The organism is Roseovarius sp. MBR-78, assembly GCF_040547535.1.
GTDB lineage: Bacteria > Pseudomonadota > Alphaproteobacteria > Rhodobacterales > Rhodobacteraceae > Roseovarius.
Genome location: NZ_JBEPPX010000028.1, coordinates 1 through 25,088, shown reverse-complemented (window position 1 = coordinate 25,088; position 25,088 = coordinate 1). Strand labels below are relative to the sequence as shown.

General features: G+C 61.4%; 27 protein-coding genes. 15 read left to right on the top strand and 12 right to left on the bottom strand.

Annotated elements, in window-relative coordinates:
* Positions 1-49: 49 nt before the first annotated feature.
* Genes ABIE58_RS17390 through ABIE58_RS17380 form a run of 3 tightly spaced genes read left to right on the top strand, consistent with a single transcriptional unit; the run spans position 50 to position 2,402 of the window.
* The gene (locus ABIE58_RS17390) at positions 50-985 is read left to right on the top strand and encodes an ABC transporter substrate-binding protein (protein WP_354545956.1); all 936 of its coding nucleotides are present in this window, start codon (positions 50-52) and stop codon (positions 983-985) included.
* A gap of 13 nt (positions 986-998) precedes the next feature.
* The gene (locus ABIE58_RS17385) at positions 999-1,442 is read left to right on the top strand and encodes a hypothetical protein (protein WP_036562700.1); all 444 of its coding nucleotides are present in this window, start codon (positions 999-1,001) and stop codon (positions 1,440-1,442) included.
* Positions 1,443-1,466: 24 nt separating this feature from the next.
* Positions 1,467-2,402 carry an EamA family transporter gene (locus ABIE58_RS17380; RefSeq protein ID WP_088652868.1) on the top strand — a complete coding sequence of 312 codons (936 nt, stop codon included), beginning with the start codon at positions 1,467-1,469 and terminating at the stop codon, positions 2,400-2,402.
* 15 nt (positions 2,403-2,417) lie between these two features.
* On the opposite strand, the gene ABIE58_RS17375 is transcribed toward ABIE58_RS17380, so the two are convergent.
* Entirely contained in the window at positions 2,418-2,777 is a 360-nt protein-coding gene (locus ABIE58_RS17375) for a MarR family winged helix-turn-helix transcriptional regulator (protein WP_295039956.1), read from the bottom strand.
* 197 nt (positions 2,778-2,974) lie between these two features.
* Between ABIE58_RS17375 and ABIE58_RS17370 the strand changes: the two genes are divergently transcribed.
* The 4 genes from ABIE58_RS17370 (at position 2,975) to ABIE58_RS17355 (ending at position 5,988) form a co-directional block, all read left to right on the top strand.
* Entirely contained in the window at positions 2,975-3,340 is a 366-nt protein-coding gene (locus ABIE58_RS17370; protein WP_088652867.1) for a Rieske (2Fe-2S) protein, read from the top strand.
* Positions 3,327-3,626: a hypothetical protein gene (locus tag ABIE58_RS17365; protein ID WP_088652866.1), complete on the top strand. Its 300-nt coding sequence runs from the start codon at positions 3,327-3,329 to the stop codon at positions 3,624-3,626. Before ABIE58_RS17370 ends, ABIE58_RS17365 begins: the two co-directional genes overlap by 14 nt.
* A 42-nt stretch (positions 3,627-3,668) precedes the next feature.
* Positions 3,669-4,886: an amidohydrolase family protein gene (locus tag ABIE58_RS17360; protein ID WP_233152337.1), complete on the top strand. Its 1,218-nt coding sequence runs from the start codon at positions 3,669-3,671 to the stop codon at positions 4,884-4,886.
* Between the two features lie 277 nt (positions 4,887-5,163).
* Entirely contained in the window at positions 5,164-5,988 is an 825-nt protein-coding gene (locus tag ABIE58_RS17355; RefSeq protein WP_233152336.1) for a universal stress protein, read from the top strand.
* A gap of 45 nt (positions 5,989-6,033) precedes the next feature.
* Here ABIE58_RS17355 and ABIE58_RS17350 read toward each other — a convergent pair whose 3' ends face one another.
* The 5 genes from ABIE58_RS17350 to pcaD all read right to left on the bottom strand — a co-directional run bounded on the left by ABIE58_RS17350 (position 6,034) and on the right by pcaD (position 9,635).
* The gene (locus tag ABIE58_RS17350) at positions 6,034-7,086 is read right to left on the bottom strand and encodes a 3-carboxy-cis,cis-muconate cycloisomerase (protein ID WP_088652864.1); all 1,053 of its coding nucleotides are present in this window, start codon (positions 7,084-7,086) and stop codon (positions 6,034-6,036) included.
* Between the two features lie 69 nt (positions 7,087-7,155).
* The gene (pcaG, locus tag ABIE58_RS17345) at positions 7,156-7,761 is read right to left on the bottom strand and encodes a protocatechuate 3,4-dioxygenase subunit alpha (protein WP_088652863.1); all 606 of its coding nucleotides are present in this window, start codon (positions 7,759-7,761) and stop codon (positions 7,156-7,158) included.
* A gap of 2 nt (positions 7,762-7,763) precedes the next feature.
* On the bottom strand, positions 7,764-8,507 hold the full coding sequence (gene pcaH, locus ABIE58_RS17340; RefSeq protein ID WP_088652862.1) for a protocatechuate 3,4-dioxygenase subunit beta: 744 nt from the start codon (positions 8,505-8,507) through the stop codon (positions 7,764-7,766).
* Entirely contained in the window at positions 8,500-8,886 is a 387-nt protein-coding gene (gene pcaC / locus ABIE58_RS17335) for a 4-carboxymuconolactone decarboxylase (protein ID WP_088652861.1), read from the bottom strand. Before pcaC ends, pcaH begins: the two co-directional genes overlap by 8 nt.
* Positions 8,883-9,635: a 3-oxoadipate enol-lactonase gene (gene pcaD, locus ABIE58_RS17330; RefSeq protein WP_354545955.1), complete on the bottom strand. Its 753-nt coding sequence runs from the start codon at positions 9,633-9,635 to the stop codon at positions 8,883-8,885. Before pcaD ends, pcaC begins: the two co-directional genes overlap by 4 nt.
* A gap of 106 nt (positions 9,636-9,741) precedes the next feature.
* Here pcaD and ABIE58_RS17325 point away from each other — a divergent pair, with 106 nt between their 5' ends.
* Positions 9,742-10,659: a LysR substrate-binding domain-containing protein gene (locus ABIE58_RS17325; RefSeq protein WP_088652859.1), complete on the top strand. Its 918-nt coding sequence runs from the start codon at positions 9,742-9,744 to the stop codon at positions 10,657-10,659.
* On the opposite strand, the gene pcaF is transcribed toward ABIE58_RS17325, so the two are convergent.
* Genes pcaF through ABIE58_RS17310 form a run of 3 tightly spaced genes read right to left on the bottom strand, consistent with a single transcriptional unit; the run spans position 10,660 to position 13,270 of the window.
* A complete protein-coding gene (gene pcaF / locus ABIE58_RS17320; RefSeq protein WP_088652858.1) occupies positions 10,660-11,859 on the bottom strand; it encodes a 3-oxoadipyl-CoA thiolase in 1,200 nt (399 codons plus the stop codon).
* Positions 11,859-12,533, bottom strand: coding sequence for a 3-oxoacid CoA-transferase subunit B (locus ABIE58_RS17315; RefSeq protein WP_198963360.1), 675 nt, complete (start codon positions 12,531-12,533; stop codon positions 11,859-11,861). Before ABIE58_RS17315 ends, pcaF begins: the two co-directional genes overlap by 1 nt.
* Before the next feature lie 17 nt (positions 12,534-12,550).
* A complete protein-coding gene (locus ABIE58_RS17310) occupies positions 12,551-13,270 on the bottom strand; it encodes a 3-oxoacid CoA-transferase subunit A (protein ID WP_295039934.1) in 720 nt (239 codons plus the stop codon).
* 106 nt (positions 13,271-13,376) lie between these two features.
* Between ABIE58_RS17310 and ABIE58_RS17305 the strand changes: the two genes are divergently transcribed.
* The 6 genes from ABIE58_RS17305 (at position 13,377) to ABIE58_RS17280 (ending at position 21,084) form a co-directional block, all read left to right on the top strand.
* Positions 13,377-14,135: an IclR family transcriptional regulator domain-containing protein gene (locus tag ABIE58_RS17305; protein WP_088652856.1), complete on the top strand. Its 759-nt coding sequence runs from the start codon at positions 13,377-13,379 to the stop codon at positions 14,133-14,135.
* 56 nt (positions 14,136-14,191) lie between these two features.
* Positions 14,192-15,670: an aldehyde dehydrogenase family protein gene (locus ABIE58_RS17300; protein ID WP_088652855.1), complete on the top strand. Its 1,479-nt coding sequence runs from the start codon at positions 14,192-14,194 to the stop codon at positions 15,668-15,670.
* A gap of 133 nt (positions 15,671-15,803) precedes the next feature.
* Positions 15,804-17,603, top strand: coding sequence for a thiamine pyrophosphate-binding protein (locus tag ABIE58_RS17295; RefSeq protein ID WP_408630834.1), 1,800 nt, complete (start codon positions 15,804-15,806; stop codon positions 17,601-17,603).
* A 2-nt stretch (positions 17,604-17,605) separates the two neighbouring features.
* The gene (locus tag ABIE58_RS17290) at positions 17,606-18,631 is read left to right on the top strand and encodes a 2-hydroxyacid dehydrogenase (protein WP_233152334.1); all 1,026 of its coding nucleotides are present in this window, start codon (positions 17,606-17,608) and stop codon (positions 18,629-18,631) included.
* Positions 18,632-18,775: 144 nt separating this feature from the next.
* Entirely contained in the window at positions 18,776-20,392 is a 1,617-nt protein-coding gene (locus tag ABIE58_RS17285) for an ISL3 family transposase (protein WP_073038202.1), read from the top strand.
* A gap of 74 nt (positions 20,393-20,466) precedes the next feature.
* Positions 20,467-21,084, top strand: a complete 618-nt coding sequence (locus ABIE58_RS17280) for a molybdopterin cofactor-binding domain-containing protein (RefSeq protein ID WP_354545954.1) — start codon at positions 20,467-20,469, stop codon at positions 21,082-21,084.
* Between the two features lie 116 nt (positions 21,085-21,200).
* On the opposite strand, the gene ABIE58_RS17275 is transcribed toward ABIE58_RS17280, so the two are convergent.
* From ABIE58_RS17275 to ABIE58_RS17265, 3 genes are read right to left on the bottom strand one after another with little or no spacing between them, the layout of a single operon-like run.
* A complete protein-coding gene (locus ABIE58_RS17275) occupies positions 21,201-22,751 on the bottom strand; it encodes a DHA2 family efflux MFS transporter permease subunit (RefSeq protein WP_354545953.1) in 1,551 nt (516 codons plus the stop codon).
* Complete coding sequence (locus tag ABIE58_RS17270) at positions 22,738-23,898, bottom strand: HlyD family secretion protein (protein WP_354545952.1); 1,161 nt, start codon at positions 23,896-23,898, stop codon at positions 22,738-22,740. Before ABIE58_RS17270 ends, ABIE58_RS17275 begins: the two co-directional genes overlap by 14 nt.
* Positions 23,891-24,355 (bottom strand): MarR family transcriptional regulator, encoded by a 465-nt coding sequence (locus tag ABIE58_RS17265; protein WP_354545951.1) that lies wholly within the window; start codon positions 24,353-24,355, stop codon positions 23,891-23,893. The genes ABIE58_RS17270 and ABIE58_RS17265 overlap by 8 nt, the downstream gene beginning before the upstream one ends.
* Before the next feature lie 96 nt (positions 24,356-24,451).
* On the opposite strand from ABIE58_RS17265, the gene ABIE58_RS17260 reads away from it, so the two are divergent.
* Positions 24,452-24,919 (top strand): universal stress protein, encoded by a 468-nt coding sequence (locus tag ABIE58_RS17260; protein ID WP_037239708.1) that lies wholly within the window; start codon positions 24,452-24,454, stop codon positions 24,917-24,919.
* Positions 24,920-25,088 lie beyond the last annotated feature (169 nt).

Genomic DNA, 25,088 nt, shown 5'->3' with positions numbered 1-25,088 from the left:
TCTAAATCTATCACTTGCAATGGGAAACTACGACCGGACACGGGCAATCGTGGATGGACGGGTACAGATCGACGGGGTCGATCCCATTCCGATGCTGTTGTCGCCGGAAGAAATGTTCTTCCGGGCTTTCCGGCATCAAGCCTTTGATATCAGCGAGCTTTCGCTGTCGTCCTATTCGATCTCGGTTGCCCGCGGTGATCCGCATTATGTGGCCATCCCGGTTTTCCTGAGCCGTGCGTTCCGGCACACGTCGGTTTATATCCGCACGGACAAGGGCATTGAGAAGCCCGAGGATCTGAAGGGCAAGCGCATCGGTATCGCCGAGTATCAGCTTTCCGCCAATGTCTGGGTGCGCGGTATTCTGGAAGAGGAATACGGCGTGAAATCTTCGGATATCGTCTGGGTGCGGGGCGGTATGGATACACCGGGCCGGCCGGAGAAGATCAAGGTTCAGTTGCCGGACGACATCACGATGGAAGAGGCCCCCGAAGGCAGCACCCTGAACGGGATGCTGGCAGCCGGTGAGATCGACGGCTTTGTCGGTCCGCGCTGGCCGCGTTGCTTCGCCGAGGGGCACCCGCATGTCGGGCGGCTGTTTTCCGACAGCATCTCTGCCGCGGAGGATTATTTCGAGCGGACCAAGATTTTCCCGATCATGCATGTTCTGGGTGTCCGCCGAAGCCTTGCCGAGGAATATCCTTTCCTGCCCGCTGCGTTGCTCAAGGCGTTTACTCAGTCAAAGCGGCTGGCCGAAGAGGCGCTGTCAGACACGTCGGCCACCAAGGTCACGATGCCGTTTGTCGAGGATACCCTCAACCGGGTTCACACCCTGATGGGGGATGACCCGTGGAGTTACGGGGTTGGCGCGAACGCCCATGTGCTGGACAAGTTCCTTGATTACCACGCGAGCCAGGGCCTTTCGCCGCGCCGTGTCGGAATCGAGGAATTATTCCACCCATCGACTTTGGAAGCCTACAGCCTTTAACAGGAGTGTTAAAATGGAAGAGTATCAGCCCGGCGATATTGTCGAGGTCGAAACGCCCAAGGGGCTGGCCTATGTTCAGTTGACGCATACCCACCCGAGCTATCCGCCGGTGGTCAAATTTCTCTCGGGTCCGTACAAAAGCCGACCCGAGAATGTCACTGTCCTGGCAACCGAAGAGTCCCCCATGGCGATGGTTCCGCTATCGGGCGTTCTGAAGAAACTCGGGTTGAAGCATTCCCGTGTCGAGAATGTCGAAATCCCGCGTGGGGAACGGAAATTCCCGACATTCAGAATGCCTATTCGGGGAAAGAAAGGCGAAATCATCTATTGGTGGTTCTGGGATGGGCAAGGCCTGACCTTCTCGACCGAACTCATGGAGACGCAAGAAAAGCTGCCGATGCGCGAGGTCATGTCCTCTGACCGCTTCCTTGAGCAGCTTGTTGCTGATGCCAGGTAGCTTCGTGCTGTCGGAACATTCCCGATGACCGCTGGCTTTGGCGGCCTTCTCGCCATGCTCGGCGCATTTTGTTATGCGCTGGGTTCGGTCGCCATTGCCAAAAGTTCCCAGTCCGCCCAGGGCCGCGGAAATGATGTGTTCATTTCCGTTCTCATGACGGCCGTGGCCTCCGGCGTGCTTTGGCTGCTGCTGGGGCCGGAACTGCCTGTCTATGGCAACGCCGTCCTGATCGGCATCGTTTATTTCGTTGTTGCGGGGTTGCTGGGCAATGTACTCGGCCGGCTCACTCTTTTCCGGTCCGTCGAATTGGCCGGGGCCATCGAAACGGGATTCATCCGGCGATTGATTCCCGTCTTTGCCGCGGTCTTTGCATTCTTGTTCCTCGGTGAACTCATCACGCCGACAATCGTGATCGCCTTCCTTCTCGTGACGGGCGGGGTGCTGATCATGATGACGCGCACAAACCTTAAAACAGCCACGGCCATGGCCGTGGGGGATTTCGCGCCGAAGGAAAAGAACAAGGGCCGCGTCATGGCCTTTAGTTCGGCGGCGGGATACGGGGCATCGTTCGTTTCCCGGAAGCTGGCGATGCAGACCCTGCCCGATCCGCTTGCCGGTGTTTTCATCGGTGCAATGACCGGATTGCTGTGGTTCGCTGCCTCCGCGGGGGTGCGTCTGCGCAATGGCTCCGTGGCCCCATTGCGGATTGAAAGGCCAAGTGGCTGGCAATTGCTTGCGGGTGGGGCCATGACCATTGGGCAAGTTGCCCTGTTCTTTTCGCTGATGTTTACCAGTGTCACCGTGGTGGCGATCATATCGTCGGTCGAAATGTTTTTCGCGGCATGGTTGGCCGGGCATGTCTTCAAGACCGAACGGCGCCCGGGGCGGAAATTCTATATTGCCGCGACTCTTGCCGGTTCCGGGGTTGTTCTGTTGGCCGTCGCACCGGGCCTTGCATGATCGGACCTGTCCGCGTCAGGAGGAGAGATTCCCGATCAGTTTGTCCATCGCGGCAAAAAGCTGCAAAAGCTCATCTTCTTCGAAGCCCCTTGACGCACGATCAGCCGCAGTGCGCGCCGCTTTCATGGCCTGGTCAATCTTTTTCCGGCCTTGATCGGAGAGGCTGACAACGACCACGCGCCTGTCTTCGCGGTTACGTTCACGCAGGATCAGCTGCCGCTGCTCAAGCTCGTCCAGAACGCGCGTGGAAGAAGCCTTTTCAATACCGAGAATCGCTGAAAGCTCGGATTGGCTGAGCGCGCCTTCCTCCCGCAGGCTTCTGAGGTGGATGTACTGCGCCATGCTCAGATCAGAATCGATCAGCTGTTTCTGCAACAGCTTGCCATAGAGATGGTGGGACAGACGAAGCGATGCTCCGAGACCGCGTTTGCGGGAAGGGGAGTGATTCAAGCCGATATCGTAATGCCTTAGATTAGATTTCTTATTTTATTGACAATTCTAGAGCATATCTTATAGTAAGACAATCTTACCAATTGGTATGACCAAGCCAGGCAATAAACGGAGGAGCTTTTATGCCGGAAAAACTATTATGTGCTTCGTCCGACCTCAGCGATACGACCGTGAAAATCTGCGAGGTCGACGGAGTTGAGATCGGCATTATACGTCACAACGGGGATGTCGTCGCATACAAGAACGTATGCCCTCACCAGGGCGGACCAGTTTGCGAAGGCCTGAGGATGCCCCGGGTTTGTGTCGAATTCGACGACCAGCAGCGCGCGCTCCAACAGAACTTCGACGAAAGCGAGATGCACTTCGTGTGCCCCTGGCACGGCTGGGAATTCAAAATGGAAACCGGAGAAGCCGTGGGCGATCCGAAAATTCGCCTCAAGCGATACAAGGTGACCGAACGGGATGGAGAGGTCTATGTCGAAATTTGAGAAAATGACTGCTGAAGCCACCGGGTTGGACGCATCGGTTAACGCCGTTTTGCAAGCCCTGCGCGAGCCGGAAACCAGCGGGTTGAACCCGGCACAATTCCAGGCGGTGTTCGCCGAGGTTGTGACCGCGTTTGCCAAGTATCGGGAAAGCGACAAGGAGTTCCCTGCCTTTCCAGACAACAACAACGTTTCAGCGACGGATGTTGCAGTTGCCGCAACCGGGATTCTCGATGCTGCCGATGTGGCGGTATTCGAACTCGGTATGTGGCAGACGCTGAAACAATAACGATCAAGGGAGCGAGATAATATGTCTCTTACTGGGAATACGATGAACTTCAGCACGGATAATGATCCGGCGATCAAGGAGTTCAATACCACCAAACTTCTGAAAAACGCGCGCAAACAGGCAGAAGACCGGAACTACAAGGATTTCTTCATTTGCGACGTGGACAGCCACCACTATGAAACCGAGGCCCTGCCCGAAATCCTGCAGTACATGGATGACCCGGTCATGCGGCATCTCGGTCTGTCGGCGGGGAACGTGGGGCGTGCCGGCCTGATCCCGCAGGCAATCGGCTCTCAGGACATGGCCGGGCGCGTGACGCGCTATGCCGGTCGTAACAAGGAAGTGGTCCCCGAGAAACCGCATCGCGACATCACGCTGACCCGGCGCTGGATGGACGCGATGGGGGTCGACATGGCCTGCCTTTTCCCGACCCCGATGCTGCTGCTTGCAACCCATCCGCAAGTCGAGGTCGAGGTGGCGATGGCGCGGGCTTATAACCGCTGGCTGTGCGAACGTATCCTGGAAGAAGACAAGCGCATCGTGTCGATGGTCTATCTTCCGATGAACGAACCGCATGAAGCGGAAAAGATGATTGACGAGTTCGCCGAGAAAAAAGGCGTCGTCGGCTTCCTGTCGACGGGCTACCTCAAGCGACCGGTGCATGACAGTGTGAACATGCGCATCTATGCCAAGCTGGAAGAACACGGTATGCCGCTTGGTTTCCACGCGGCCTATCACTGGGCAGATACGTCCCTGGCGCAGCTGAACAAGTTCATTTCGGTTCATGCCCTCGGGTTCAGCTTCTGTAACATCATCCACATGACGAACTGGGTTCTGAACGGTATGCCCGAGCGGTTCCCGAAGCTGAACACCATGTGGATCGAAAGCGGCCTTGCCTGGGTTCCGTTCCTGATGCAGCGTTTGGACAATGAATACATGATGCGCACCTCGGACGCGCCGCTTCTCAAGAAGAAGCCGAGCGATTACATGCGCGAGATGTTCTATTCTTCTCAGCCGATCGAACTGGTGGACAACAAGGAAGCCCTGGAAGTCACGTTCAAGATGATGAACGCGGAGTCGCAATTGCTGTACTCGTCCGACTATCCGCACTGGGATATGGACCTGCCCAGCACGATCCACGACATTCCGTTCCTTGATGAAACGGCAAAACGGAACATTCTCGGTGGGAACGCGCAAAAGCTGTTCAACCTCGATCCGGTAATGTCCGAGTGGAAGCTTGAAGCCCGCAAGCAGGGCTGATGCAATAATTGCGCGGCCTGGTCTTGCCGGGCCGCGCATGATGTCCTGTCCCCATGAAAGGCCGCGTTCATCGGGGTATTCCGTGGGGTCGCGGCAAAGGCTGCGCCGATCACCATGCCATATGTTTGCCGACCTCGGGCATTCCGGAATAGGCGAGGATCATGGCCATTCGGCCAAAGGTTGCACCGATAACCCCGGCGATCCCAAATTCACAACCATAGACATCTAAGTATAAGTCTGGTAATCGGATTTGGAAAGATCGAACTGCGAGGCGAAAATGAGTATAAAAAACATCCTGCTTGCACATTCCGGCAGTTCTGGTTTTCCCAACAGTTTGCGGCATGCGGCAAGAATTGCCGCAACCCACGAGGCATGGTTGACCGGAGTTTATGGCAGTTCGACCTCGTACTTCGAACAAGTGCTGGGGCTGACCGAAGAATTGCTTGAAAAGCTCGGGCACGTGAGACGTGAGAAAATCGCGGCATCGCGGGAATTGTTCATGGAAGTGACGGCGGCTGCGGGTCTTGGTGATCGCGCCCGTTTCCTGATGCCCGATGAGATCGGAAAGCTCAGCATTACACAGGTCGCCCGCAACTTCGATTTTATCGTAACGGGCTATCAGCCCAAGTTGCCGTCAGACGAATTTCGCGCCGTAAGCCCGGACCTGATGGCACTTGAAAGCGGTCGCCCGGTCCTGGTTGTGCCCGATGAATACGAAGCCGATAAACCTGCGGCCCATGCTCTTGTCGCGTGGGATGGCAAGCGTTCGGCGGCCCGGGCCCTCAACGACGCCATGTATATTCTGGAGGAAAAGCCGCGCAAGGTCTCTATCGTGACCGTCGGTGGCGGCCTGCCTGACATGCCGGAAGGGAACGATATCCTGACGCATCTGGAGCGCCATGGAGTTCACGCCAAACACATAGAGCGGGCGAGATCCGGGAAAAGCATCGCCAGTACCATTCAGGAAACAGCCGCGGAACTGGATGCCAAGCTGATTATCATGGGTGCCTATGAACACAGCAAGTTTTCACAGGACCTTTTCGGCGGCGTGACCCACGAGGTGATCCGGTCGACGAAGGTGCCGGTATTCATGTCGCACTAATGCGTTTCGCCTTTCGCCGATGTGCCGGGCCAAGGGCGAAACACTTTAAGCCTTGCCAAGCCCCGTAATGGATTTGCAAAGGGCGCACCCGACATCCAAGGCCTTGCCCGTGGCCATCAGCATTTGCGGTAGCACCATCCATTCAAGAGACCAGGCCGCGCCCGAGCGTTCCTGTTCATGGATCAAGGCATGATGCATGGCCGAGACCTGCGTGGCGTTGAAGCGTGCCAGGGTGATGAGCAGTTCGGCGGAAACCGGGTTTTGCTTGTGCGGCATGGCCGAAGACCCGCCACCGCCAGACAGGGTGATGTCTTCGAGGCCTTGCTGGGTCATCAATGCGACGTCCTGCCCGAACTTTCCGAGAGTTCCCGAAATCAATGAGAGACAGGAGGCATAATCCGCGATGCCGTGGCGCATGGTCTGCCAACTCTTTTGCGTCGGGGCAAGGCCAAGGGTTTTCGCCACTTCGTCCACGACCATCCCGGCCTTGTCGCCAAGGGCCTTGCGGTCGCCCGAAGCCCCGCCGATCTGCACCTTTTCGATAGTCGCACGCTTTTGGCCGATGGCCGTGAGATGATCGGACAGTGGTAAGCGCCAGGCAAGCAGACGGTCCCGAACGGTGATTTGCGTGGCTGCCTGCATCCGCGTGCGGCCCATGAGGGGGACGTCACCGAACCGCTTTTCGAGGGCTTCGAATTCTGTTTCAAGGGTTTTCAAGCGGCCCTCGATCAGGATGGATGCCTCGCGCAGTGCAAGGACCATCGCGGTATCCACGACATCCTGCGACGTGGCACCCTTGTGTACGGCGTCGGCGGGTGCAATCGCCTTCAATTGTTTCACAAGACGCGGGATCGGTACGCCATCTTGCCCCATGCCTGTGGCGATATCGGCAAAGTCGATCGTTGCGGTCTCGATCGCCCGCGCGGCCTCTTCCGCCTTTGCCGTGTCGAACAATCCGGCCTTGCCGCAGGCGCGTGACCATGCCGCTTCGAAGGCGAGCATATGCGACATTTGCCGTTCGGCGGAAAGAATCCCGGCCATCTCCGCATCGCCGAAAAGACCGGAAAGCCAAGGGTGATCGAAAACCGAGATGTTCATCGGGCTACGTCCTCGCTGAAAGGCAAAAAGGGCGGTCGTTGCCGCCCCTTTTGAATGACTTGTTTCGGCTCAAATATCGAGGAAAACCGTTTCGCCCTCGCCCTGAAGGCGGATATCGAAGCGATATTTCCCCTCGCCGGTTTTCTTGGCGATAAGCGTGTCCACGCGCGGGCGCTGTTCGACCCGGTTCAGAAGCGGATCGTTTTCATTGTCTTCATCCTCGAAATAGATCCGGGTATTGAGACCGATGTTGATTCCGCGGGACACCACCCAAAGCGAGATATGCGGCGCGCTGTCTACCCCGCCACGGCCCTTGTAGGGGCCGGGCTTCACGGTGCGCAGCGTGAATTCACCGGTTTCCGCATCGGCGGCAAAGCGGCAATGGCCGGTAACGGCCGGATCGGCGCCCTCGGCCCCCGGGAAGATGCCGCTTGCGTCGCATTGCCAGCTTTCGATCAGGGCATCGCGCATCGCCCAGCCGGTGCCATCGTACACGGAGCCAACGATCTCGATGATCTCGCCTTGTGCCTTGCTTTCGTCGATGAAGGGGGTGGTGCCGATCTCTTCGTCGTAATACCCGGCATTCCCGGCGTAGGTTGGCATCAATCCGATGTGGACATAAGGACCCGCTGTTTGCGACGGGCTTTCTTGCAGAGTGTCGAGTTTCTGGACCATGATTACATACCCTCCAGCTTGTTCTCGAACATGGTCTGGCGGCGCCCGCGCAGAACGATGTCGAATTTATAGGCAAGGAAATCGAGCGGGCGCGACTTCGAGAAATCGAGTGGCGCGACCAGGCGGTCGAGCTGGCTGCGCTCCTTGATCGTCGCGGCGATCGGGCAATGGTTGATCAGCGGGTCACCCTCGAAATACATCTGGGTGATCAGGCGCTGACCGAAGCTGTGGCCATAGACGGACACATGGATATGCATGGGCCGCCAGTCATTGCCGCGGTTGGGCCAGGGATAAGCGCCGGGGCGCACGGTCAGGAATTCGTAATACCCGTTCTCGTCGGTGATGGTCCGCCCGCAGCCGCCGAAATTCGGATCGAGCGGTGCGAAATAGGTATCCTTCTTGTGACGGTAACGACCGCCCGCGTTGGCCTGCCAGATCTCGATCAGCGTATTGGGGACGGGGCGGCCCATCTCGTCCAGAACCCGCCCGTGCATCAGGATGCGCTCCCCCACGGCTGGGGCCTTGCCCTTGGTCCAGTTCAGGATCAGGTTGTTGTCGAGCGCGCCGAGCTTCCCATGCCCGAAGGTCGGGCCGGTCTCTTCCGAAGGGGTGCTTTCCATCGACAGAAGCGGCAGGTTCGGCGAGCGTGCAACGCTGGTCTTGTACCCCGGATTGTAGGGGTCGGGATGGATCGCGCGGTTTCGGGGGATCAGCGGTCCCTGATCCACGTTCAATCGGTCAGTCATTTTCACGTTCCTCCATTTCCGCAAAGGTCTGTTTGGCGAGTTTCAGGGCGTGGTTCGCCTTCGGTACCCCCGCATATATCGCCACATGCTGCAGGGCCTCCGCGATGTCGTCTTTCGACGCACCCGTGCGCAGCGTGGCGCGGATGTGCATCGGGATTTCTTCGAAGTTTCCCGTCGCCGCCAGAAGCGCAATGGTCAGCATCGACCGTTCCCGGCGCGAAATCTTATCCGAGGACCATACCGTGCCCCAGGCGCTCTCGGTGATGAGCGATTGAAAGGGCAGGTCGAATTCGGTTTTTGCCGCCTCGGCGCGGTCCACGTGGGCATCGCCCAGAACCTCGCGCCGGGTCTTCATGCCCTGATCGAATTTTTGGCTCATGCGCTGATCCTTTCCACAAATGTCATCAATGCCCTGGTAAAGGCTTCCGGCGCCTCGATCGCGGGCAGGTGCCCGGTGTCTTCGAACATGACCAGATCGGCACGCGGCAGCACGCGGGCCAGTGCTTCGACCATGTCGGGCGGGGTGGCCAGATCGTGCTTTCCGCCGAGTACGAGCGCGGACTGAGTGATTTCGCCCAAGCGCTCGGTAATGTCTGTTCCGGCAATCGCGGCACAGGTGGCGATATACCCCTCTTGATCGGTTCGTGCCAAAAGCGTCCGCCACAAGGGCGCGGTCCTGTCCGCAAGCATCTTGGGTCCGAACCACCGTGGCATGATGCCTTCCGCCATTGCCGCCATGCCATTTTCACGAACGGCTTGGATGCGCGTGTGCCAGCCTTCGGCGGCCCCCAGCATGGAGGCGGTATTGGACAGGACAAGGCCGGCAACGCGCTCGGGTGCCATCAGTGCGACGTGCTGCGCGATCAACCCGCCGATCGAGCAGCCAACGATGATCGCGCGGTCTATCCCGGTCCCGGTCATCGCGGCCAGAACATCTTCGGCCAGATCGGGAATCCCATAACCCTGTGGGGCGGTTTCCGATAATCCATGTCCGCGTTTGTCCATGCGAAGGCAGGCGCGGTCCTCGGGCAGGGCCGCGATAACCGCGTCCCACATCCGCAAATCCGTGCCGAGAGAGTTGACAAAGACCAACGGCACACCGCTGCCAGCCCGGTGATCGACGTGCATTATGCCCCAGTCGCGTGTGATTGCTTGCATTGGTACCTCCTGACTCAGACCTTTGCATAATATTTTCCCTTGAAAAAATACAATCTTGCGTCAAAAGTATAACCAAATGAATATACCACCCGGTTTGAAACTCCGCCATATCGAGGCGTTTCTGGCGGTCGCGCAGAATGGCACGATCTCGGCCGCAGCGCGGGCGCGCAATGTTTCGCAGCCCGCATTGTCCAAGACCATTGGCGAGCTTGAGACCTTTTTAGGCACAGCATTGTTTGAGCGGACCGGCAGGCGCGCGGTCCTGACCCCGGCGGGGGAGGGCTTTCGCGCCCATGCGCTGGTTGCGGTGCAAAGCCTCGAAGCGGGGGTGCGCGATCTGTCGGGCAAAGCCGCGCCGGGGCTGGTCAAGGTCGGGGTGCTGCCTACCGTTGCGGGCGGATTTTTCCCGTCTGTCGCGCTGGATTATCATCGCACGCAGCAGCAAGCGCGGATCGGGATCATCACCGGGCCGAATCGCTATTTGCTCGACATGCTGCGCTCGGGCGGGATCGACCTGATGGTCGGGCGGATGCCATCGGCCAAGGATATGCCCGGCCTGTCCTTCGAGCATCTTTACGACGAACCGGTGCTTTTGGTGGCGCGGGCGGATCACCCGGCACTGGCCCTGCCTGCGCCAGAGGCGCTGGCGATGTATCCGCTGATTGCCCCCAACCCCGGGGCGATCATTCGCCAGACCGTGGATCAATATCTGGCCGCGCAGGGGCTGAGCGGCCTCGTGCCTGCCTTCGAAACGGTTGCCCTGCCGGTTGCCCTCTCCCTGATCGAACGATCCGACATGCTGTGGTTCATCTCGCGCGGGGTGGTCGAACGCGAGTTGCAGCGGGGCACCCTTGCCGAGGTGAACCTGAAATCGGGTTATATGTCGGGCGCGGTCGGGATCACACGCAAGTTCGCCTTCAACGAAAACAGCCCCGCCGATTTACTGGCGAGGCTGCTGCACAGGCGAGCCGGGGAAATGGCCCGCGACGCGTGATCAGACCGCTTCGAGGGCGATGGCAATCCCCTGGCCGACGCCGATGCACATGGTCGAAAGGGATTTTTCGCCGGGTTTCAGATCCAGCATGGCGGTGCCGGTGATCCGGGCGCCGGACATACCCAGCGGATGGCCAAGAGCAATGGCCCCGCCGTTGCGGTTCACCCGGGCGTCATCGTCGGCAATGCCCAGATCGCGCAACGTGGCCAGCCCCTGCGAGGCGAAAGCCTCGTTCAGTTCGATCACCGCGAAATCCTTCTGGGTCAGGCCTAGGCGCTCCATCAGCTTTTGCGAGGCCGGGGCAGGGCCGAAGCCCATGATGCGCGGCGCGACCCCGGCAGTGGCACCGCCCAGAACCCGCGCGATGGGGGTCAGCCCGTGCTTTTCCGCGGCCTCCTTCGTGGCAAGGATAAGTGCGGCTGCCCCGTCGTTGACGCCCGAGGAGTTCCCCGCGGTCACGGTTCCATCGGCCTTGACGAAGGTTTTGAGCTTTTGCAGCCCCTCCAATGTGGTCGAGGGGCGGGGATGTTCGTCCTGCTCCACGATCAGCGGGTCGCCCTTGCGCTGGGGGATCGTGACGGGAACGATCTCGCGTGCGAGTCGCCCGTTTTCCATCGCCTCACCTGCCTTTTGCTGCGAACGCAGGGCGAAGGCATCCTGATCGGGCCGGTTGATGTCGAAATCCTCTGCCACATTCTCGGCGGTTTCGGGCATCGAATCCACGCCGTATTGCTTCTGCATCAGCTTGTTGACGAAACGCCAGCCGATGGTGGTGTCGTAAACGGCGTTGGCGCGCGAAAAGGCGGTGTCGGCTTTCGGCATCACGAAGGGCGCGCGCGACATGGATTCCACCCCGCCTGCCACAATCAGCCCGGCTTCGCCCGACTTGATGGCGCGGGCTGCCGTGATGATGGCATCCATGCCTGATCCGCAGAGCCTGTTCATCGTCGTGCCCGGCACCGTTTCAGGATATCCGGCCAGCAAGAGCGACATGCGCGCGACATTGCGGTTATCTTCGCCGGCCTGGTTGGCGCAGCCGAAGATCACCTCGTCGATGGCGGCGAGGTCCATACCGGGGTTACGTTCGGCCAGGGCCTTGAGCGGAATCGCACCCAGGTCATCGGGTCGGACGGAGGACAGCGCGCCGCCATAGCGCCCGATGGGCGTGCGGATATAGTCGCAGATATAAACTTCGGTCATCAGATATCCTCCGGTACGATCAGGTCGCCGACGGGGCCATCGGTGTGCAATGTGGCGCCGGTAACGGCCTGGAGTTCTTCCATCGAAATGGCGGGCAGTTTCTCACGCAGGTTGAACTTGCCATCCTCGATGTCGAGAACCGCCAGGGACGTATAAACGCGGGTCACACAGCCAACCCCCGTCAAAGGGAAGGTGCAGGCTTCGACCAGCTTGGGCTGGCCATCCTTGGTCACGTGATCGGTGACCACCGCAACGGCCTTGGCCCCATGGACCAGGTCCATCGCACCGCCCACGGCGGGAACCCCCTTGGAGCCGACCCGCCAGTTCGCCAGATCGCCGTTCTGTGCAACCTGGTAGGCCCCGAGAACGGCCAGGTCGAGGTGCCCGCCACGCACCATCGAGAAACTGTCGGCATGATGGAAGAACGAGGCCCCGGGCTTCAGCATGATCGCTTTCTTGCCCGCGTTGATCAGGTCCCAATCCTCTTCGCCCTCCTTGGGCGCTTTGCCAAAGCCCAGCACGCCGTTTTCGGTGTGATAGGTTACGTCGCGCCCTTCGGGTTGGAAGGTGGCGATCATTTCGGGAAAGCCGATGCCAAGGTTCACATAGGAGCCGTCTTCGAGATCCTGCGCGGCACGCCACGCGATCTGGGCATTCGTCAGCTTGTCTTCCATGAGGTTGAAATCGGACATCAGTAAACCACTCCCGTGCGGACAAGCACTTCTTCCTGTTGCGGGTCGGGCACTTCGACAATGGTGTCGACGAAGATGCCCGGCGTAACCACCTGCTCGGGGTCGATAGAGCCGGGTTCGCTCAGGCTCGATACCTGGGCGATGGTCTTGTCGGCGGCCATGGCCATGAGCGGGTTGAAATTGCGCCCTGCCAGGCGATAGGTCAGGTTGCCGAGGGTATCGCCCAGCTGCCCCTTGATCAGTGCGAAATCGGCGCGCAGCCAACCTTCGCGGACATACATCTTGCCGTCGAATTCCTCGGTCGGTTTGCCCTCGGCCAGTTCGGTTCCGTAGCTGGACGGCGTGTAAAAGGCCGGGATGCCCGCACCTGCGGCGCGGATACGCTCGGCCAGCGTACCTTGCGGCACAAGCTCAAGCGCGATCTGGCCCGACAGATATTTCTCGTTGAAGGCTTCGGCATTGGATGAGCGCGGGAAAGAGCTGATCATTTTCGCGACCATGCCGGCCTTGATCATGGCGGCGATGCCGATGGCACCGTTGCCCGCATTGTTGTTGATCACCGTCAGGTTTTTCGGGCTGCCGGTTGCGCGGAACCTGTCGATCAGCGCATGGATCAGTTCGATCGGCGCGCCGGAGCCGCCGAAACCGCCGATCATGACTTTCGCTCCGTCGGGGATATCCGCGACGGCATCGGCCACAGAAAGCGAGACTTTGTTCATGAGGACCCTCCGTTTCTGGCCGTAGCCATAGCCTGCGCCGCTGCGGCAGGCGAGATGATTTGGTCAATTATTGAGATTTGTTCATTATGTTGCTATCGCTGTTCGCATGTTGAACAAACCGACCGACTATGTCGCCTCCTTGGCCAAGGGGCTGCGCGTCATCGAAGCCTTCGGCGCGAATACGCCGCGCCTCTCGATCACCGAGGCGGCAGCGGCAAGCGGGCTTGACCGCGCCACGACGCGGCGTGTTTTGCTGACGCTCAACCGCGAGGGTTATGCCGATTACGACGGCAAGTTCTTTACACTGACGCCGCGTATTCTGCGTCTTGGCATGGCGGCGCTGGCCTCGTTGCCCTTGTCGCAGATCGTGCAACCTTGGCTGAATCAATTGTCCGAGAGAATCGGGCAAAGCTGTTCGGTGGCGCTGCTGGATGAAAGCGATATCGTCTATATCGCTCGTGCGGCGCAAAAACGGGTGATGTCCGTCGGGCTTATGCCCGGGTCGCGCCTGCCTGCGCATTGCACCTCGCTTGGGCGTGTCCTTCTGGCCGCGTTACCGCGAGAGGAGGCCGCAGGGCTGGTCGAAAGGTCCGACCTCACGCCGCGCACCCGGTTTTCTCTCGTCGAACCCAAGGATATCATGACGCGCATCGACGACGCGCGCGACAAAGGGTTTGCGCTGGTGAACCAGGAGGTCGAGCTTGGATTGCGGTCCATCGCCGTCCCGCTCATGGGGCGGCACGGCACGGTCGTCGCGGCGCTCAACATCGGCCTGCCCGCGACGGACGCCCCCCCCGAGGCCACCGTCGATGAGTATCTGCCCCACCTGTTGCGCCTCCAGTCGGCCATGGGCCGAGTTCTTTGATTGACAATATTTAGAGGTCTAAGTTAACAGGTGTCAACGTGGGGAGGAAACATCTGATGGACATCTTGAAACTGGACGCGAACCTGACTCTTTCGAAAAAAGCAGACCTGTATTACGGAGGGGCATGGGTTCCACCCATCGAAGGACTTTACGAAGAAACCCTGAATCCGGGCACCGGGCAGCCGATCGGAACGGTTGCCACGGCGGGCCGCGCCGACGTGGACGCCGCGGTTGCCGCGGCGGGGAAGGGTTTCGAGGAATGGCGCGATGTCGCGCCGCTGGAACGGGCCCGCATCCTCAAGGAAATCGCGGCGCTGTTGCGCAAACATGGCGATGAACTGGCGATGATGGATGCCGCGAACTGCGGCAATCCCTACACGGAAATGCGCGGTGATGCCGCGATTGCCGCAGCCCAGATGGAATTTTTCGCGGGTCTCGTGACCGAAATGAAGGGTGACACGATCCCGATGGGGCCGGACCGCGTCAACATGACATTGCGCCAGCCGCTCGGCGTCGTTGCCCGGATTCTCGCCTTCAACCATCCTTTCATGTTCTGCGGCGGCAAGATGGCCGCGCCGCTGGCGGCGGGCAATGCCGTTATCATCAAACCCCCGGTGCAGGCGCCCCTTTCGGCCCTGCGTCTTGCCGAACTCGTCGATGGCCTGATGCCGAAAGGCACGTTCAGCGTTCTGCCCGGCGGGGTCGAAGCCGGTGCCGGGCTGGCCGAGCATCCCGACGTGGCCAAGGTGACGCTGATCGGGTCGGTTCCCGCCGGGCGCGCGGTGATGCGCAGTGCCAGCGACACGGTCAAGCCCGTCCTGCTGGAACTCGGTGGCAAGAACGCCCTGATCGCCTATCCCGACAGCGACCCGAAAAAGATTGCAGATGCGATTGTCGCCGGGATGAACTTCGGCTGGTGCGGACAGTCCTGCGGCTCGACAAGCCGGGCTTTCCTGCATCAGGATATTCACGATGAGGTGATCTCCCATCTGGCCGAGGCCGTCGCGCGGTATCAACCCGGCGTGCCGACCGATCCGGAAACCACCATGGGGGCCATCGTCAGCCAGGCGCAGTTCGACCGCGTGATGAGCTTCATCGACTCCGCCAAGAGCGAAGGCGCACAGGCCGTTACGGGCGGGCATGCCGTGACCGATGGCGCCTTGGCCGATGGCTATTTCATCGCGCCGACGATCTTTGCCGACGTGACTCCGGAAATGCGGATTGCGCGGGAAGAGATCTTTGGCCCGGTGCTCGCCGTTCGCAAGTGGTCGGACGAAGACGAGATGCTGAGCGAGGTCAATGCGCTCGAACTTGGCCTGACCTGCGCGATATGGACCCGCGACCTTGTCACCGCGCACCGAACGGCGGCGAGTGTCGAGGCAGGGTTCGTCTGGGTCAACGAGGTCGGTCGCCATTTCCTCGGGGCGCCTTTCGGCGGGGTCAAGCAATCCGGTATCGGACGCGAGGAAGGCATCGGTGAACTGATTTCCTTCACCCACGAGAAGAACGTTCACATCAACCTCGCCGGGCAATAAGCGGCTGGCCGGGGGGAGGCGACGCGGGCTGAAAGGCCGGCAATCACCTGCCCCGATCTTCCCTTAACGCCGATCATCCGGGCGGCGATCAAGAAAGAAAACGGCGGCGCCGCCGGTGTGCAGGTGCGGCTGAATGAAAAGAAACAGAAAGTTGGATGGAAACATGACTGATCAAAAACCTTCACGCGTTGAGACGCCTGTGCCTTCGGCGGGTACTGGTGTATGGGGTAGTGATGTATTTGCGGATATGCTTCGTGGCTTGGGTGTTAAGTATGTTGCGCTGAACCCCGGGTCGAGTTTCCGGGGGTTGCATGACAGTCTTGTCAATCACCTTGGGAACGCGGATCCGCAGATGCTTTTGTGCCTGCACGAGGAGCATGCGGTGGCGATTGCGCATGGTTATGCGAAGGTGACGGGGGAGCCGCTTGCGGTGATCCTGCACAGCAACGTGGGCCTGATGCATGGCACGATGGCGATCTTCAACGCCTGGTGCGACCGTGTGCCGGTGCTGATCTACGGGGCGACGGGGCCGGTGGATGCGGCGATGCGGCGGCCGTGGATCGACTGGCTGCACACCTGCCGGGACCAGGCCTCGATGATCCGCCATTATGTGAAGTGGGACGACCAGCCTGCCTCGATGGAGGCGGCGCTTGAGTCGATGCTGCGCGCGGATGTGATCGCGCGGAGCGAGCCGATGGGGCCCACTTATGTCAATTTCGACGTGTCGATCCAGGAGAAGCGGCACGAGGCGGCGCCGGCGCTGCCGGATTTCTCGCGCTACCAGCCGCCGCTGCCGGCCGAGCCTGCCGCCGAAGGGGTGGCACGAGCGGCAGAGCTGCTGAAGGGGGCGAAGGCCCCCGTGGTCCTGGCGGGGCGGGTATCGCGCGACCCGGCGGACTGGGCGCGGCGGGTGGCGCTGGTGGAGGCGCTGGGCGCGAGGGTCCTGACGGATATCCGGATCGGGGCGTCCTTCCCGACGGACCATCCGCAGCATCGCGGCAAGCCGGCCTTCTTCATCGACGATGCGGCGGGCGAGGTGCTGCGCGAGGCGGACGTGATCCTGAGCCTCGACTGGCTGGACCTTGCCGGGACGCTGAAGCTGGCGGGCGAGGTGACGGCGAAGGTCATCCAGGCCTCGCAGGATTACCAGTTGCACAACGGCTGGGGCATGGAACACCAGGCCCTGCCGGCGCTCGACCTGCACCTGGCCTGCGCGCCGGACCGGGCGATGCATGCCATCGCGGATGCGCTGGAGGTGGGTGCGGGCGCGGCGCCGGAGGCCCTGCCGGTCAAGCCGGCGCTGGAGGCGCCCGCGCCGGAGACGCCGCTCGACATCATGACGCTGGCCGGGGCGCTCGGCGAGGGGCTGGACGGGGTCTGCGCCAGCATCGTGCGCCTGCCGCTGGGCTGGGCCGGGGAGGCCTGGCACTTCCGCCACCCGCTGGATTTCCTGGGCTCGGACGGCGGTGCCGGGATCGGCTCGGGTCCGGGGATGCTGATCGGCGCGGCGCTGGCGCTGAAGGACAGCGGGCGGATGCCGGTCGCGGTGCTGGGCGACGGGGACTTCATGATGGCGGCCTCGGCCTTCTGGACGGCGGCGCATTACGGCACGCCGTTCCTCGCGGTGGTGTCGAACAACCGCTCGTTCTACAATGACGAGGTCCACCAGGAGCGCGTCGCGGTGGCCCGCAACCGCCCGGTGGAGAACAAGTGGATCGGCCAGCGGATCGGCGACCCGGATATCGACATTGCCGGTGTCGCCCGGGCGCAGGGCTGCGAGGGGATCGGGCCGGTGGAGACCGCCGGCGAGCTTGTCGAGGCGGTGAAGAAAGGCCTGGAGATGGTGCGCGAGGGCAAGAGCGTGGTGATCGACGCGCGGGTCCGGCCGGGCTACAACCCCAACATGGTCGCCGGCCTGACGCGGAGCGACTGAGCATGCCCAGGATCTACATAGCACAAGACCCGGTTCTGGACGAGGTTCTGGAGCGCGCCTCGGCGCGGCTGGAGGACCAGGGCTGGGAGGTGGTGCGCGGCCCGGCGATCACGCCGGGGGTGCCGCTGCGGCTGACGCCGGATCAGCGGCAGGCGCTGCTGGGGGATGTCGATATCATCGTGGCCAGCTCGCGCTCGCGGCTGGGCGAGGAGGATCTCGACGCCTCGCCGCGGCTGCGGGGGCTGGTGTTCCCGACGATCGGGGTCGATGCGGTCGATCTGGAGGCCTGCGCGGAGCGCGGGCTGATCGTGGCCAATGGCGCGACGCCCGAGAACTTCCTGGCGATGTCCGAGGCGACGGTGATGCTGATGCTGGTGCTGCTCTACCGGCTGCACCGGTCCGAGCGCCTTTTGCGTGAGAACGCGGGGCGCCCGCAGCAGATGTACGCGCGGATGCTGTGCGGGCGGCGCATCGGGCTGATCGGGTCGGGTCGGATCGGCGGCGGGGTGATCGACCGCCTGCAGGCCTTCGAGCCGGCGGAGATCCTGGTGCATGACCCGTTCCTGACGCCGCAGACCGCGCCGGAAGGCGTGCGGCTGGTGGCACGCGAGGAACTGCTGGCGCAGGCCGACGTGATCAGCCTGCACGTGCCGCTCAATGCCGGGACCCGGGGCCTGATCGGGGAGGCCGAACTGCGGGCGATGAAGCCGGATGCGATCCTGATCAACACCTCGCGCGGCGGGCTGATCGACGAGGCCGCGCTGGCGCGGGTGATGACCGAGGGGCACCTTGCGGGGGCGGGGCTGGATGTGACGGAAACCGAACCGATGCCCGCCGACCACCCGCTGCGCGAGATCGACCGGGTCGTCCTGACGCCGCATATCCTGGGCCACACGGTCGACCTCTACTCGGTCATGCCCGAGGTCCTCGTCGAAAACGCAACCCGCATCATGCAAGGCAAACTCCCCAAATACACACGTAACCCGGAAATCCAGAAAACATGGCAAGACAAACTCAGAAAAACGTAAAGTAGGAAAGCGCGGATAGGGCGTATTCCGCGCCCTTTTCCGATGCGAAATGGCACAACAGGTGTCGCGTAGCCCTTAATTGGGTTCTGCCTCACTTTGTGTGGCGCAACTATCCTGAAACTGGAAAATTCAGGAGGTATAGTTGTGAGTTCGAAGAAGCACTGGTCGCCCGGGAGCGATGTTGCCGTTCAAAGCGTTGAGCGAAGTGAAAGAGGCGGGTGGATTGTATCTGGCGTCTTGGCTCCCAACGGCATTTGCCCAGACTGTGGATTGCATTCACGCCGACGTCACGGCTGGCGGCGTCGGCGGCTGCAGGATTATCCCGCGCATGGAGACGAGGTAACGGTTGATCTCGCAATTTGCCGTTGGCGATGTCAGGCACCCGCTTGCCCACGCCGGACATTCTCAGACCAAATCGCCTCGATTGCGCGTCCATTTGCACGTCGTACTTCGCGTGTCGGGGAGATTGTCACCCATCTTGGGCATGCGACCGGCGGACGGCCAGCCGAGCGGTTGTTGCATCGTTTGGGCCTTGGAGTCAGCGATGACACGGTGCTTAGGCAGCTGAAGAACCGTGCCCAAGACAGTGGCGAGTCGCCGACAGTCATCGGGATCGACGACTGGAGTTGGCGGAAATCGCAAACCTACGGCACGATCATTGTGGATCTGGAGCGTCGCGTGGTGATCGACATTCTTGAGGATCGAGATGTCGTCAGCTGCACCAACTGGCTGAAGCGACACCCCGAGGTGGAAGTGATCAGCAGAGATCGCTGCGGTCTCTACGCCCAGGCAGCACGGCAAGGGGCACCGCAGGCGAAGCAGGTCGCTGACCGGTTCCATATCGTACAAAACCTGCGGCAGGCCATCGAGGAGCAAATGAACCTTCACGGCCGTGCGACCGGCAGGGCGCTGCTGTCCGACGCCGACAACATCACCGCAGCCGGCAGCCTTCTGAAGTCACGCCTGGCGCATAGGACGTCTCGGGAAGAGATTTTCGCCACCATTCATGCGCTCCGAAATCAGGGGCTTTCATGCAGCGAGATCGGGCGGCGAACAGGGTTCCCGCGTCGCAGCATCGCGAAATGGCTGCAGTTCGAGACACCACCGGACCGCAGGCGGGCCGCTTTGAAGCCGACATCGCCGTGGTACTTTGAAGAGTTCCTGAGCCAAAGCTGGAAGGAGGGCATTCGAACTGGCAGCGCCCTGTTCCGTCTGATCCGAGAGCGCGGTTACGAGGGGAGTCAGTCGCATTTGCAGCGTCTGTTGGCGGGCTGGCGAAAAGCAGAACAGCAAGGGAGCGACTCCAAGGTAGAGCACGAAATCCTTAAGCCAGTCCGGGACCCGGAAACGGGGCACGCGATTTCCCCGGTCATCGCAGCCGCGCTGTGCATCAAACCCCGCGGAAAGCTCACCCCGGATCAAGCGCGGAAAGTCGACGCGCTCAAGGCCGGTTCTCCCGCCTTCGCAACGATGCGAAGTCTCGCCATGCGGTTCAACGGTATCCTGCGCAGCCGCCAAGCAGACCCGCTCCCAGCATGGATCGACAACGCGATCGAAACCGATCTGGCGCCCATCGTGCGCTTTGCCCGCACATTGAACCGGGACTTCGATGCAGTCAAAAACGCCATCGAGATGCCATGGAGCAACGGCCAAGCAGAAGGTCAGATCAATCGCCTGAAGACGCTCAAACGCGCCATGTACGGTCGAGCCGGTCCAGAATTGTTGCGGGCGAGAATGCTACCGTTCCGCCACACAGATTGAGGCAGAGCCGATTTAAAGGCAAAGCGACACCCGGCTGGACGGTGGATGTACATCATCCTCGCGTTGGCGTACCGGTGCTGTGGTGGCGCTCGGTCGGGCATACCCACACCGCCTATGTGGTCGAGACGATGATGGACGAACTGGCCGAGGCTGCAGGTGCAGATCCGGTCGAATTCCGCCTGCGTCACCTGACAGATGCGCGCGCGCGCGGGGTGCTGGAACTGGCAGTCGAAAAGGCTGGTGTGGTGCCCGACGGGCTGACGCGCGGCATCGCGGTCCACAAGAGCTTTGGCTCCTATGTGGCCGAGGTGGCGGATGTGCGGATTCGCGAGGATGGCACCGTCAAGGTCGAACGCGTGACCTGCGGCGTAGATTGCGGCGTGCCGATCAACCCCTCCAACATCGAGGCGCAGGTTCAGGGCGCTCTTGGTTATGGCCTGTCGGCGATCCTGCGCGAAGAGATCACCATGACCGATGGCGAGGTGGATCAGTCTAACTTCCCTGACTACAGGCCACTGCGCATCACCGACATGCCGCAGGTCGATGTGCATATCGTCCGCTCCACCGAGGCCCCCACCGGGATTGGCGAGCCCGGCACGCCGTCGATCGGTCCTGCGGTCGCGAATGCCGTGCGCCGGGCCACCGGCACGGCCGTGCGCGAGCTGCCGTTCTCGCGTCACGGGCTGGCCTGACCAGGGTCTGATCGGCGGCCCGTCCCGGCAAGAGCGCGCGCCACCGCCCGATGGCGCGCGCAATATCAGGAGCAAAAACCCGCTTTGTGGCGGCTGCTTCAGGCCCCTTCCCCCTGTCATGCGCCCGGGGAAGGGGCGCGCCACATGAACCAGGTCGGGATCAGCGCAAGCAGAAATATACCGCATACGACAAGGAAACTGTCGTGGAAGGCCGCGTTCGAGGACTGGATCACCACGATCTGCCTCAGGAACGATGTCGCGGCGGGCATGATCTGAGTGTCCGCCAGCCCCGAGCTGTGCATCAGGCCGGCGACCTCGCGCAAGAGTTCGATCGTAGTGGAGTTGTCGCTGGTCTGGGTCGCGGCAAGGGCATCTGCGTGCATGATCGTGCGCCGCTCGATGAACACGGTCAGAAGGTTCACCCCGAAGGCACCGCCAAGCTGACGGGCAAAGTTCGAAGCGCCCGAACCCTGGCCGATAAGGTGCGGCGGCAGAACCTTGAGCGCACCCGACGAAATGGCGGGAAACACCAGGCCTAGCCCCACGCGTGAAAGGACGGTCCACAGCGCCAGCGTCCAGAAGGCCGTATGGACATTTGCTTCTGCCATCAGCCACGAGGCCCAGGCAAAGACCAACATTCCGCTGCCGATCAGGACCGGCGGGGGCACCTTGTCGGACAATCGCCCCGCGATCGGAAAGACCACCAGCATGGCAAAGCCCGAGGGCATCAGGAGAAGGCCCGCCTGGGTGGGCGTCATACCCTGGATCTGCTGCACGAAGACCGGGAGCAGGTAGGTCGAGCCGAACAGCCCCGCCCCCATGATGAAGGCAACGACCCACGCCGAGGAAAAGGCGAAATTCGCGAAAAGCCGCATGTCGAGCATGGGCTTGTCAGTATACATCTCCCAGGTGACAAAGGCGATGGACGCCGCAACGGAGATCGTGAACCCCGACAGGATGATGTTCGTATCCCATCCAAGCCGCTGCGCGTTCGAGAGTGTGCTGAGCAGGACAGCAAGAAAGATCGACAGGATCGCCACCCCGACAAAGTCGAAGGCCGGGATCGGACCGCTTTCTTCACGGGTGGGCAGGAACACGTTTGCCAGAACGATGGCGATGCCGGCGAAGGGCAGGCCCAGGTAAAAGACAAAGCGCCAGTCAAAGGCATCCATCAGCACGCCGCCGATCCAGGGGCCGAGTGCCGGGGCGAGCACGACGCCGACGCCATAGATCCCCATGGCGGCACCGCGCTTGTCGGGCGGAAACACCTTGAACAGCATGATCATGGCCAGCGGCTGGACGACACCCGCCGCTGCCCCCTGCACCACGCGCGCCAGTGTCAGCACGGTTTCGTTCGGCGCGAGTCCCCCAAGCACCGAACCGCCAAGGAACACGCCCATCGCGGCGGTCATCGTCAGCCGCATCCCGAAGGCCCGGTTGGCCCAGTCGGCCAGCAGCATGGTCGCAGTCATGGCCGCCAGAAAGCCGGTTGATATCCATTGTGCCTGCACCCCGCTGATGCCGAAGGCACCCATGACCGCCGGGATGGCGACATTCACGATGGTTGCGGACAACACGACCGAGATGGTGGCAACCATAATGGTGCCCGTCGCCAACCACTTGTAGGCGGGGCCGTATTGTTCGAAATACCGGTCAATCTGTGACATCGACATAAACCTCGACCATCATGCCGGGTCTGAGCATGGTGCCGTCGGTGTCGATCTCCACCCGGATCGGCAGGCGTTGGGTCACCTTGGTGAAATTGCCCGAAGGGTTGGGGCTGGGCAGAAGCGCAAGCTGGCTGGTCGCGGCACCGCCCATTCCGATCACCTCGCCGTCAAAGGTCCGGCCGGGAAAGGCATCGACGGTGATGCTTGCCCGCGACCCGAGATGAATCCGACCGAACTCGGTCTCTTTGACATTGGCGTCGATCCAGACATCATCGGGCGCGTGATACATCGCTATGCGTGTCCCCGATGCCACATATTCGCCAACATCGACAAAGGTCGCGTCAACGATGCCGTCGAATCTGGCAGATATCGTGCGATGCGCGAGGTCGATCTCTTTCAGGCTGCGGTCGGCCTCGGTGCCGGATCGTTCGGCGAGAAGGGACGCAATCTGGGATTCCAGCACATTCAACTGCTCTGCATCGGCCTCGACGATAGCCAGACTGGCCCGTGCGTTTTCGATCGCCGCGAAAGCCGCACGCTCTTGCTGGGACGCGGTGTCCAGGGCCGCTCGTGCTTCGTCGAGGGTTTGCTGCGACGTGATGTTCTGCTGGGCAAGCTTGATCGCCCTCTGGTGACGGGTCCGGGCATTCGTCAGCACGGCAAGCGATGCCTCGTGGTTCGCCTCTGCGGCGGCAATGCCGGCCTGTGCTGCGTCCCGCCGGGCCGAAAGCTGCTTGTCGAGCAATACCTTGCGCGCCTGAAGCTCGGAAAGCTGCGCGTCGGTTGCGGCAAGTTTCGACAGGACAGCATCAAGCTGCGTCTGGGACGATTCACGGTCAAATGCGGCGATCAGGTCGTCCTTATTGACAACATCCCCGACCATCACCGGAATCGCCGTGACCCGTCCGGCGGTCTCGCTTGATATGGTGACGACCCTGGCCGCAATCCTGGCATCATTGATATGCACCGTCGTGAATCGTGCGATCACCCAAGGGGTGGCCAGCCAGACGGCAACGGCGATCACGGCGCTGATCACGGCCAGTCTGGCCCATCTTGTGCGGCTGCGCCTGGCCGGGGAATGCCGCACCGGTTCGTACACCGAAGCATCTTCTGAAATGGCCGCGCCCGTCTTTATTTCATCCATTCTGACCATCGCTCAAGACCTCCAATCTGGCCGTGATGCGGCTCAGGACTTGTGTTGCAACACGCAAGTCCTGATGGGAAATTCCTTCCAGAATTGCTGCTCGGCTGGCCGCCGATATCTCTTTCATCCTGATGATGAGAGGGCACGCAGCCTTTGTCAGGTGCAGCGTCTTGGCCCGCCTGTCTTCGGCGGAGGGCCGGCGTTCGATCAGCCCCGCCTTCTCAAGCCCGTCCAGCAGGCGGACCAGCGTCGCCGCCTCGATCCCCAGCATGCGCGCCAGTTCGACCTGCGTCACCTCTTCATTCCGCGAAAGCTCCAGCAACACGCTCCATCTTGCCTGGGACAGGTCGAGTTCTCGAAACTGGAGGTCAAGATACCGCCTCCATATACGCGACGACGACGCCAGGGAGAGTGCGAAAAGCTCCTGGTCCTCTGTCTTGTCAGGGTCGACCTGCATCGTTCTTCTCTTTCATCAGCTTGCTAATCATCGCATGGCTAATTAATATGGATACAGCGATCTTTCAAGCGCCATTCCGACACCGGAGATATAGAGATGTATGACAAGATCCTGCTGTGTTACGACGGCTCGCGCGAGGGGCGGTTGGCGCTGCGCGAGGGAGCGCAGCTTGCGCAGATCACGGGTGCAGGGGTGGTTCTGCTGGCCGTGGTCGAGACGGTCGCGGGCAATGCGCTGGCGCAGGGTGCGGATGCCAGCGTGCTTGCCCACCAGCAGGCCGATTTCAAGACGATCCTTGACGAGGGCCATCATAGACTTGCCGCCATGGGGCTGGTGCCCGAGATCCGCATGGAGGTCGGCGAGCCTGTCGGGAAAATCACCAGTGTCGCGGCCGAAACCGGGGCCGATCTGGTCGTCGTCGGGCATCACCAGCAAGGCCTCTGGACCCGCTGGATGAGCCGGTCAGTGGCTGCCGGACTGAGCGACGCACTGGGATGCAGCCTGCTTCTGGCGCAAAAGGTCGTCAAGGAATCTGAGCGTTCCACAAGGGCTGAGCAAGTATAGCCGAAAAGCGGTTACGCCGCCCCCGCAGTCAGCGCAGAAAGGCGCGGAACCGGTGCAGGGCGAAGGCGAACATCACCGACCCGATGAGCATCAGCGCCACAAGTTGCGGCCAGACCACCGACAGCCCGGCCCCACGGAACAACACCCCCTGTGCCAGCGCGATGAAATG

What these genes read in the sequence shown, in the direction of transcription:
- ABIE58_RS17295 (WP_408630834.1), top strand. Translation starts at nt 15,804, where the DNA reads ATGAAAAGAAACAGAAAGTTGGATGGAAACATGACTGATCAAAAACCT.
- ABIE58_RS17325 (WP_088652859.1), top strand. Translation starts at nt 9,742, where the DNA reads ATGAATATACCACCCGGTTTGAAACTCCGCCATATCGAGGCGTTTCTG.
- ABIE58_RS17265 (WP_354545951.1), bottom strand. Translation starts at nt 24,355, where the DNA reads ATGCAGGTCGACCCTGACAAGACAGAGGACCAGGAGCTTTTCGCACTC.
- ABIE58_RS17300 (WP_088652855.1), top strand. Translation starts at nt 14,192, where the DNA reads ATGGACATCTTGAAACTGGACGCGAACCTGACTCTTTCGAAAAAAGCA.
- pcaF (WP_088652858.1), bottom strand. Translation starts at nt 11,859, where the DNA reads ATGACCGAAGTTTATATCTGCGACTATATCCGCACGCCCATCGGGCGC.
- ABIE58_RS17260 (WP_037239708.1), top strand. Translation starts at nt 24,452, where the DNA reads ATGTATGACAAGATCCTGCTGTGTTACGACGGCTCGCGCGAGGGGCGG.
- ABIE58_RS17290 (WP_233152334.1), top strand. Translation starts at nt 17,606, where the DNA reads ATGCCCAGGATCTACATAGCACAAGACCCGGTTCTGGACGAGGTTCTG.
- ABIE58_RS17355 (WP_233152336.1), top strand. Translation starts at nt 5,164, where the DNA reads ATGAGTATAAAAAACATCCTGCTTGCACATTCCGGCAGTTCTGGTTTT.
- ABIE58_RS17350 (WP_088652864.1), bottom strand. Translation starts at nt 7,086, where the DNA reads ATGAACATCTCGGTTTTCGATCACCCTTGGCTTTCCGGTCTTTTCGGC.
- ABIE58_RS17365 (WP_088652866.1), top strand. Translation starts at nt 3,327, where the DNA reads ATGTCGAAATTTGAGAAAATGACTGCTGAAGCCACCGGGTTGGACGCA.
- ABIE58_RS17275 (WP_354545953.1), bottom strand. Translation starts at nt 22,751, where the DNA reads ATGTCACAGATTGACCGGTATTTCGAACAATACGGCCCCGCCTACAAG.
- pcaC (WP_088652861.1), bottom strand. Translation starts at nt 8,886, where the DNA reads ATGAGCCAAAAATTCGATCAGGGCATGAAGACCCGGCGCGAGGTTCTG.
- pcaD (WP_354545955.1), bottom strand. Translation starts at nt 9,635, where the DNA reads ATGCACGTCGATCACCGGGCTGGCAGCGGTGTGCCGTTGGTCTTTGTC.
- ABIE58_RS17370 (WP_088652867.1), top strand. Translation starts at nt 2,975, where the DNA reads ATGCCGGAAAAACTATTATGTGCTTCGTCCGACCTCAGCGATACGACC.
- ABIE58_RS17385 (WP_036562700.1), top strand. Translation starts at nt 999, where the DNA reads ATGGAAGAGTATCAGCCCGGCGATATTGTCGAGGTCGAAACGCCCAAG.
- ABIE58_RS17315 (WP_198963360.1), bottom strand. Translation starts at nt 12,533, where the DNA reads ATGGAAGACAAGCTGACGAATGCCCAGATCGCGTGGCGTGCCGCGCAG.
- pcaG (WP_088652863.1), bottom strand. Translation starts at nt 7,761, where the DNA reads ATGGTCCAGAAACTCGACACTCTGCAAGAAAGCCCGTCGCAAACAGCG.
- ABIE58_RS17310 (WP_295039934.1), bottom strand. Translation starts at nt 13,270, where the DNA reads ATGAACAAAGTCTCGCTTTCTGTGGCCGATGCCGTCGCGGATATCCCC.
- pcaH (WP_088652862.1), bottom strand. Translation starts at nt 8,507, where the DNA reads ATGACTGACCGATTGAACGTGGATCAGGGACCGCTGATCCCCCGAAAC.
- ABIE58_RS17380 (WP_088652868.1), top strand. Translation starts at nt 1,467, where the DNA reads ATGACCGCTGGCTTTGGCGGCCTTCTCGCCATGCTCGGCGCATTTTGT.
- ABIE58_RS17360 (WP_233152337.1), top strand. Translation starts at nt 3,669, where the DNA reads ATGAACTTCAGCACGGATAATGATCCGGCGATCAAGGAGTTCAATACC.
- ABIE58_RS17270 (WP_354545952.1), bottom strand. Translation starts at nt 23,898, where the DNA reads ATGGATGAAATAAAGACGGGCGCGGCCATTTCAGAAGATGCTTCGGTG.
- ABIE58_RS17305 (WP_088652856.1), top strand. Translation starts at nt 13,377, where the DNA reads ATGTTGAACAAACCGACCGACTATGTCGCCTCCTTGGCCAAGGGGCTG.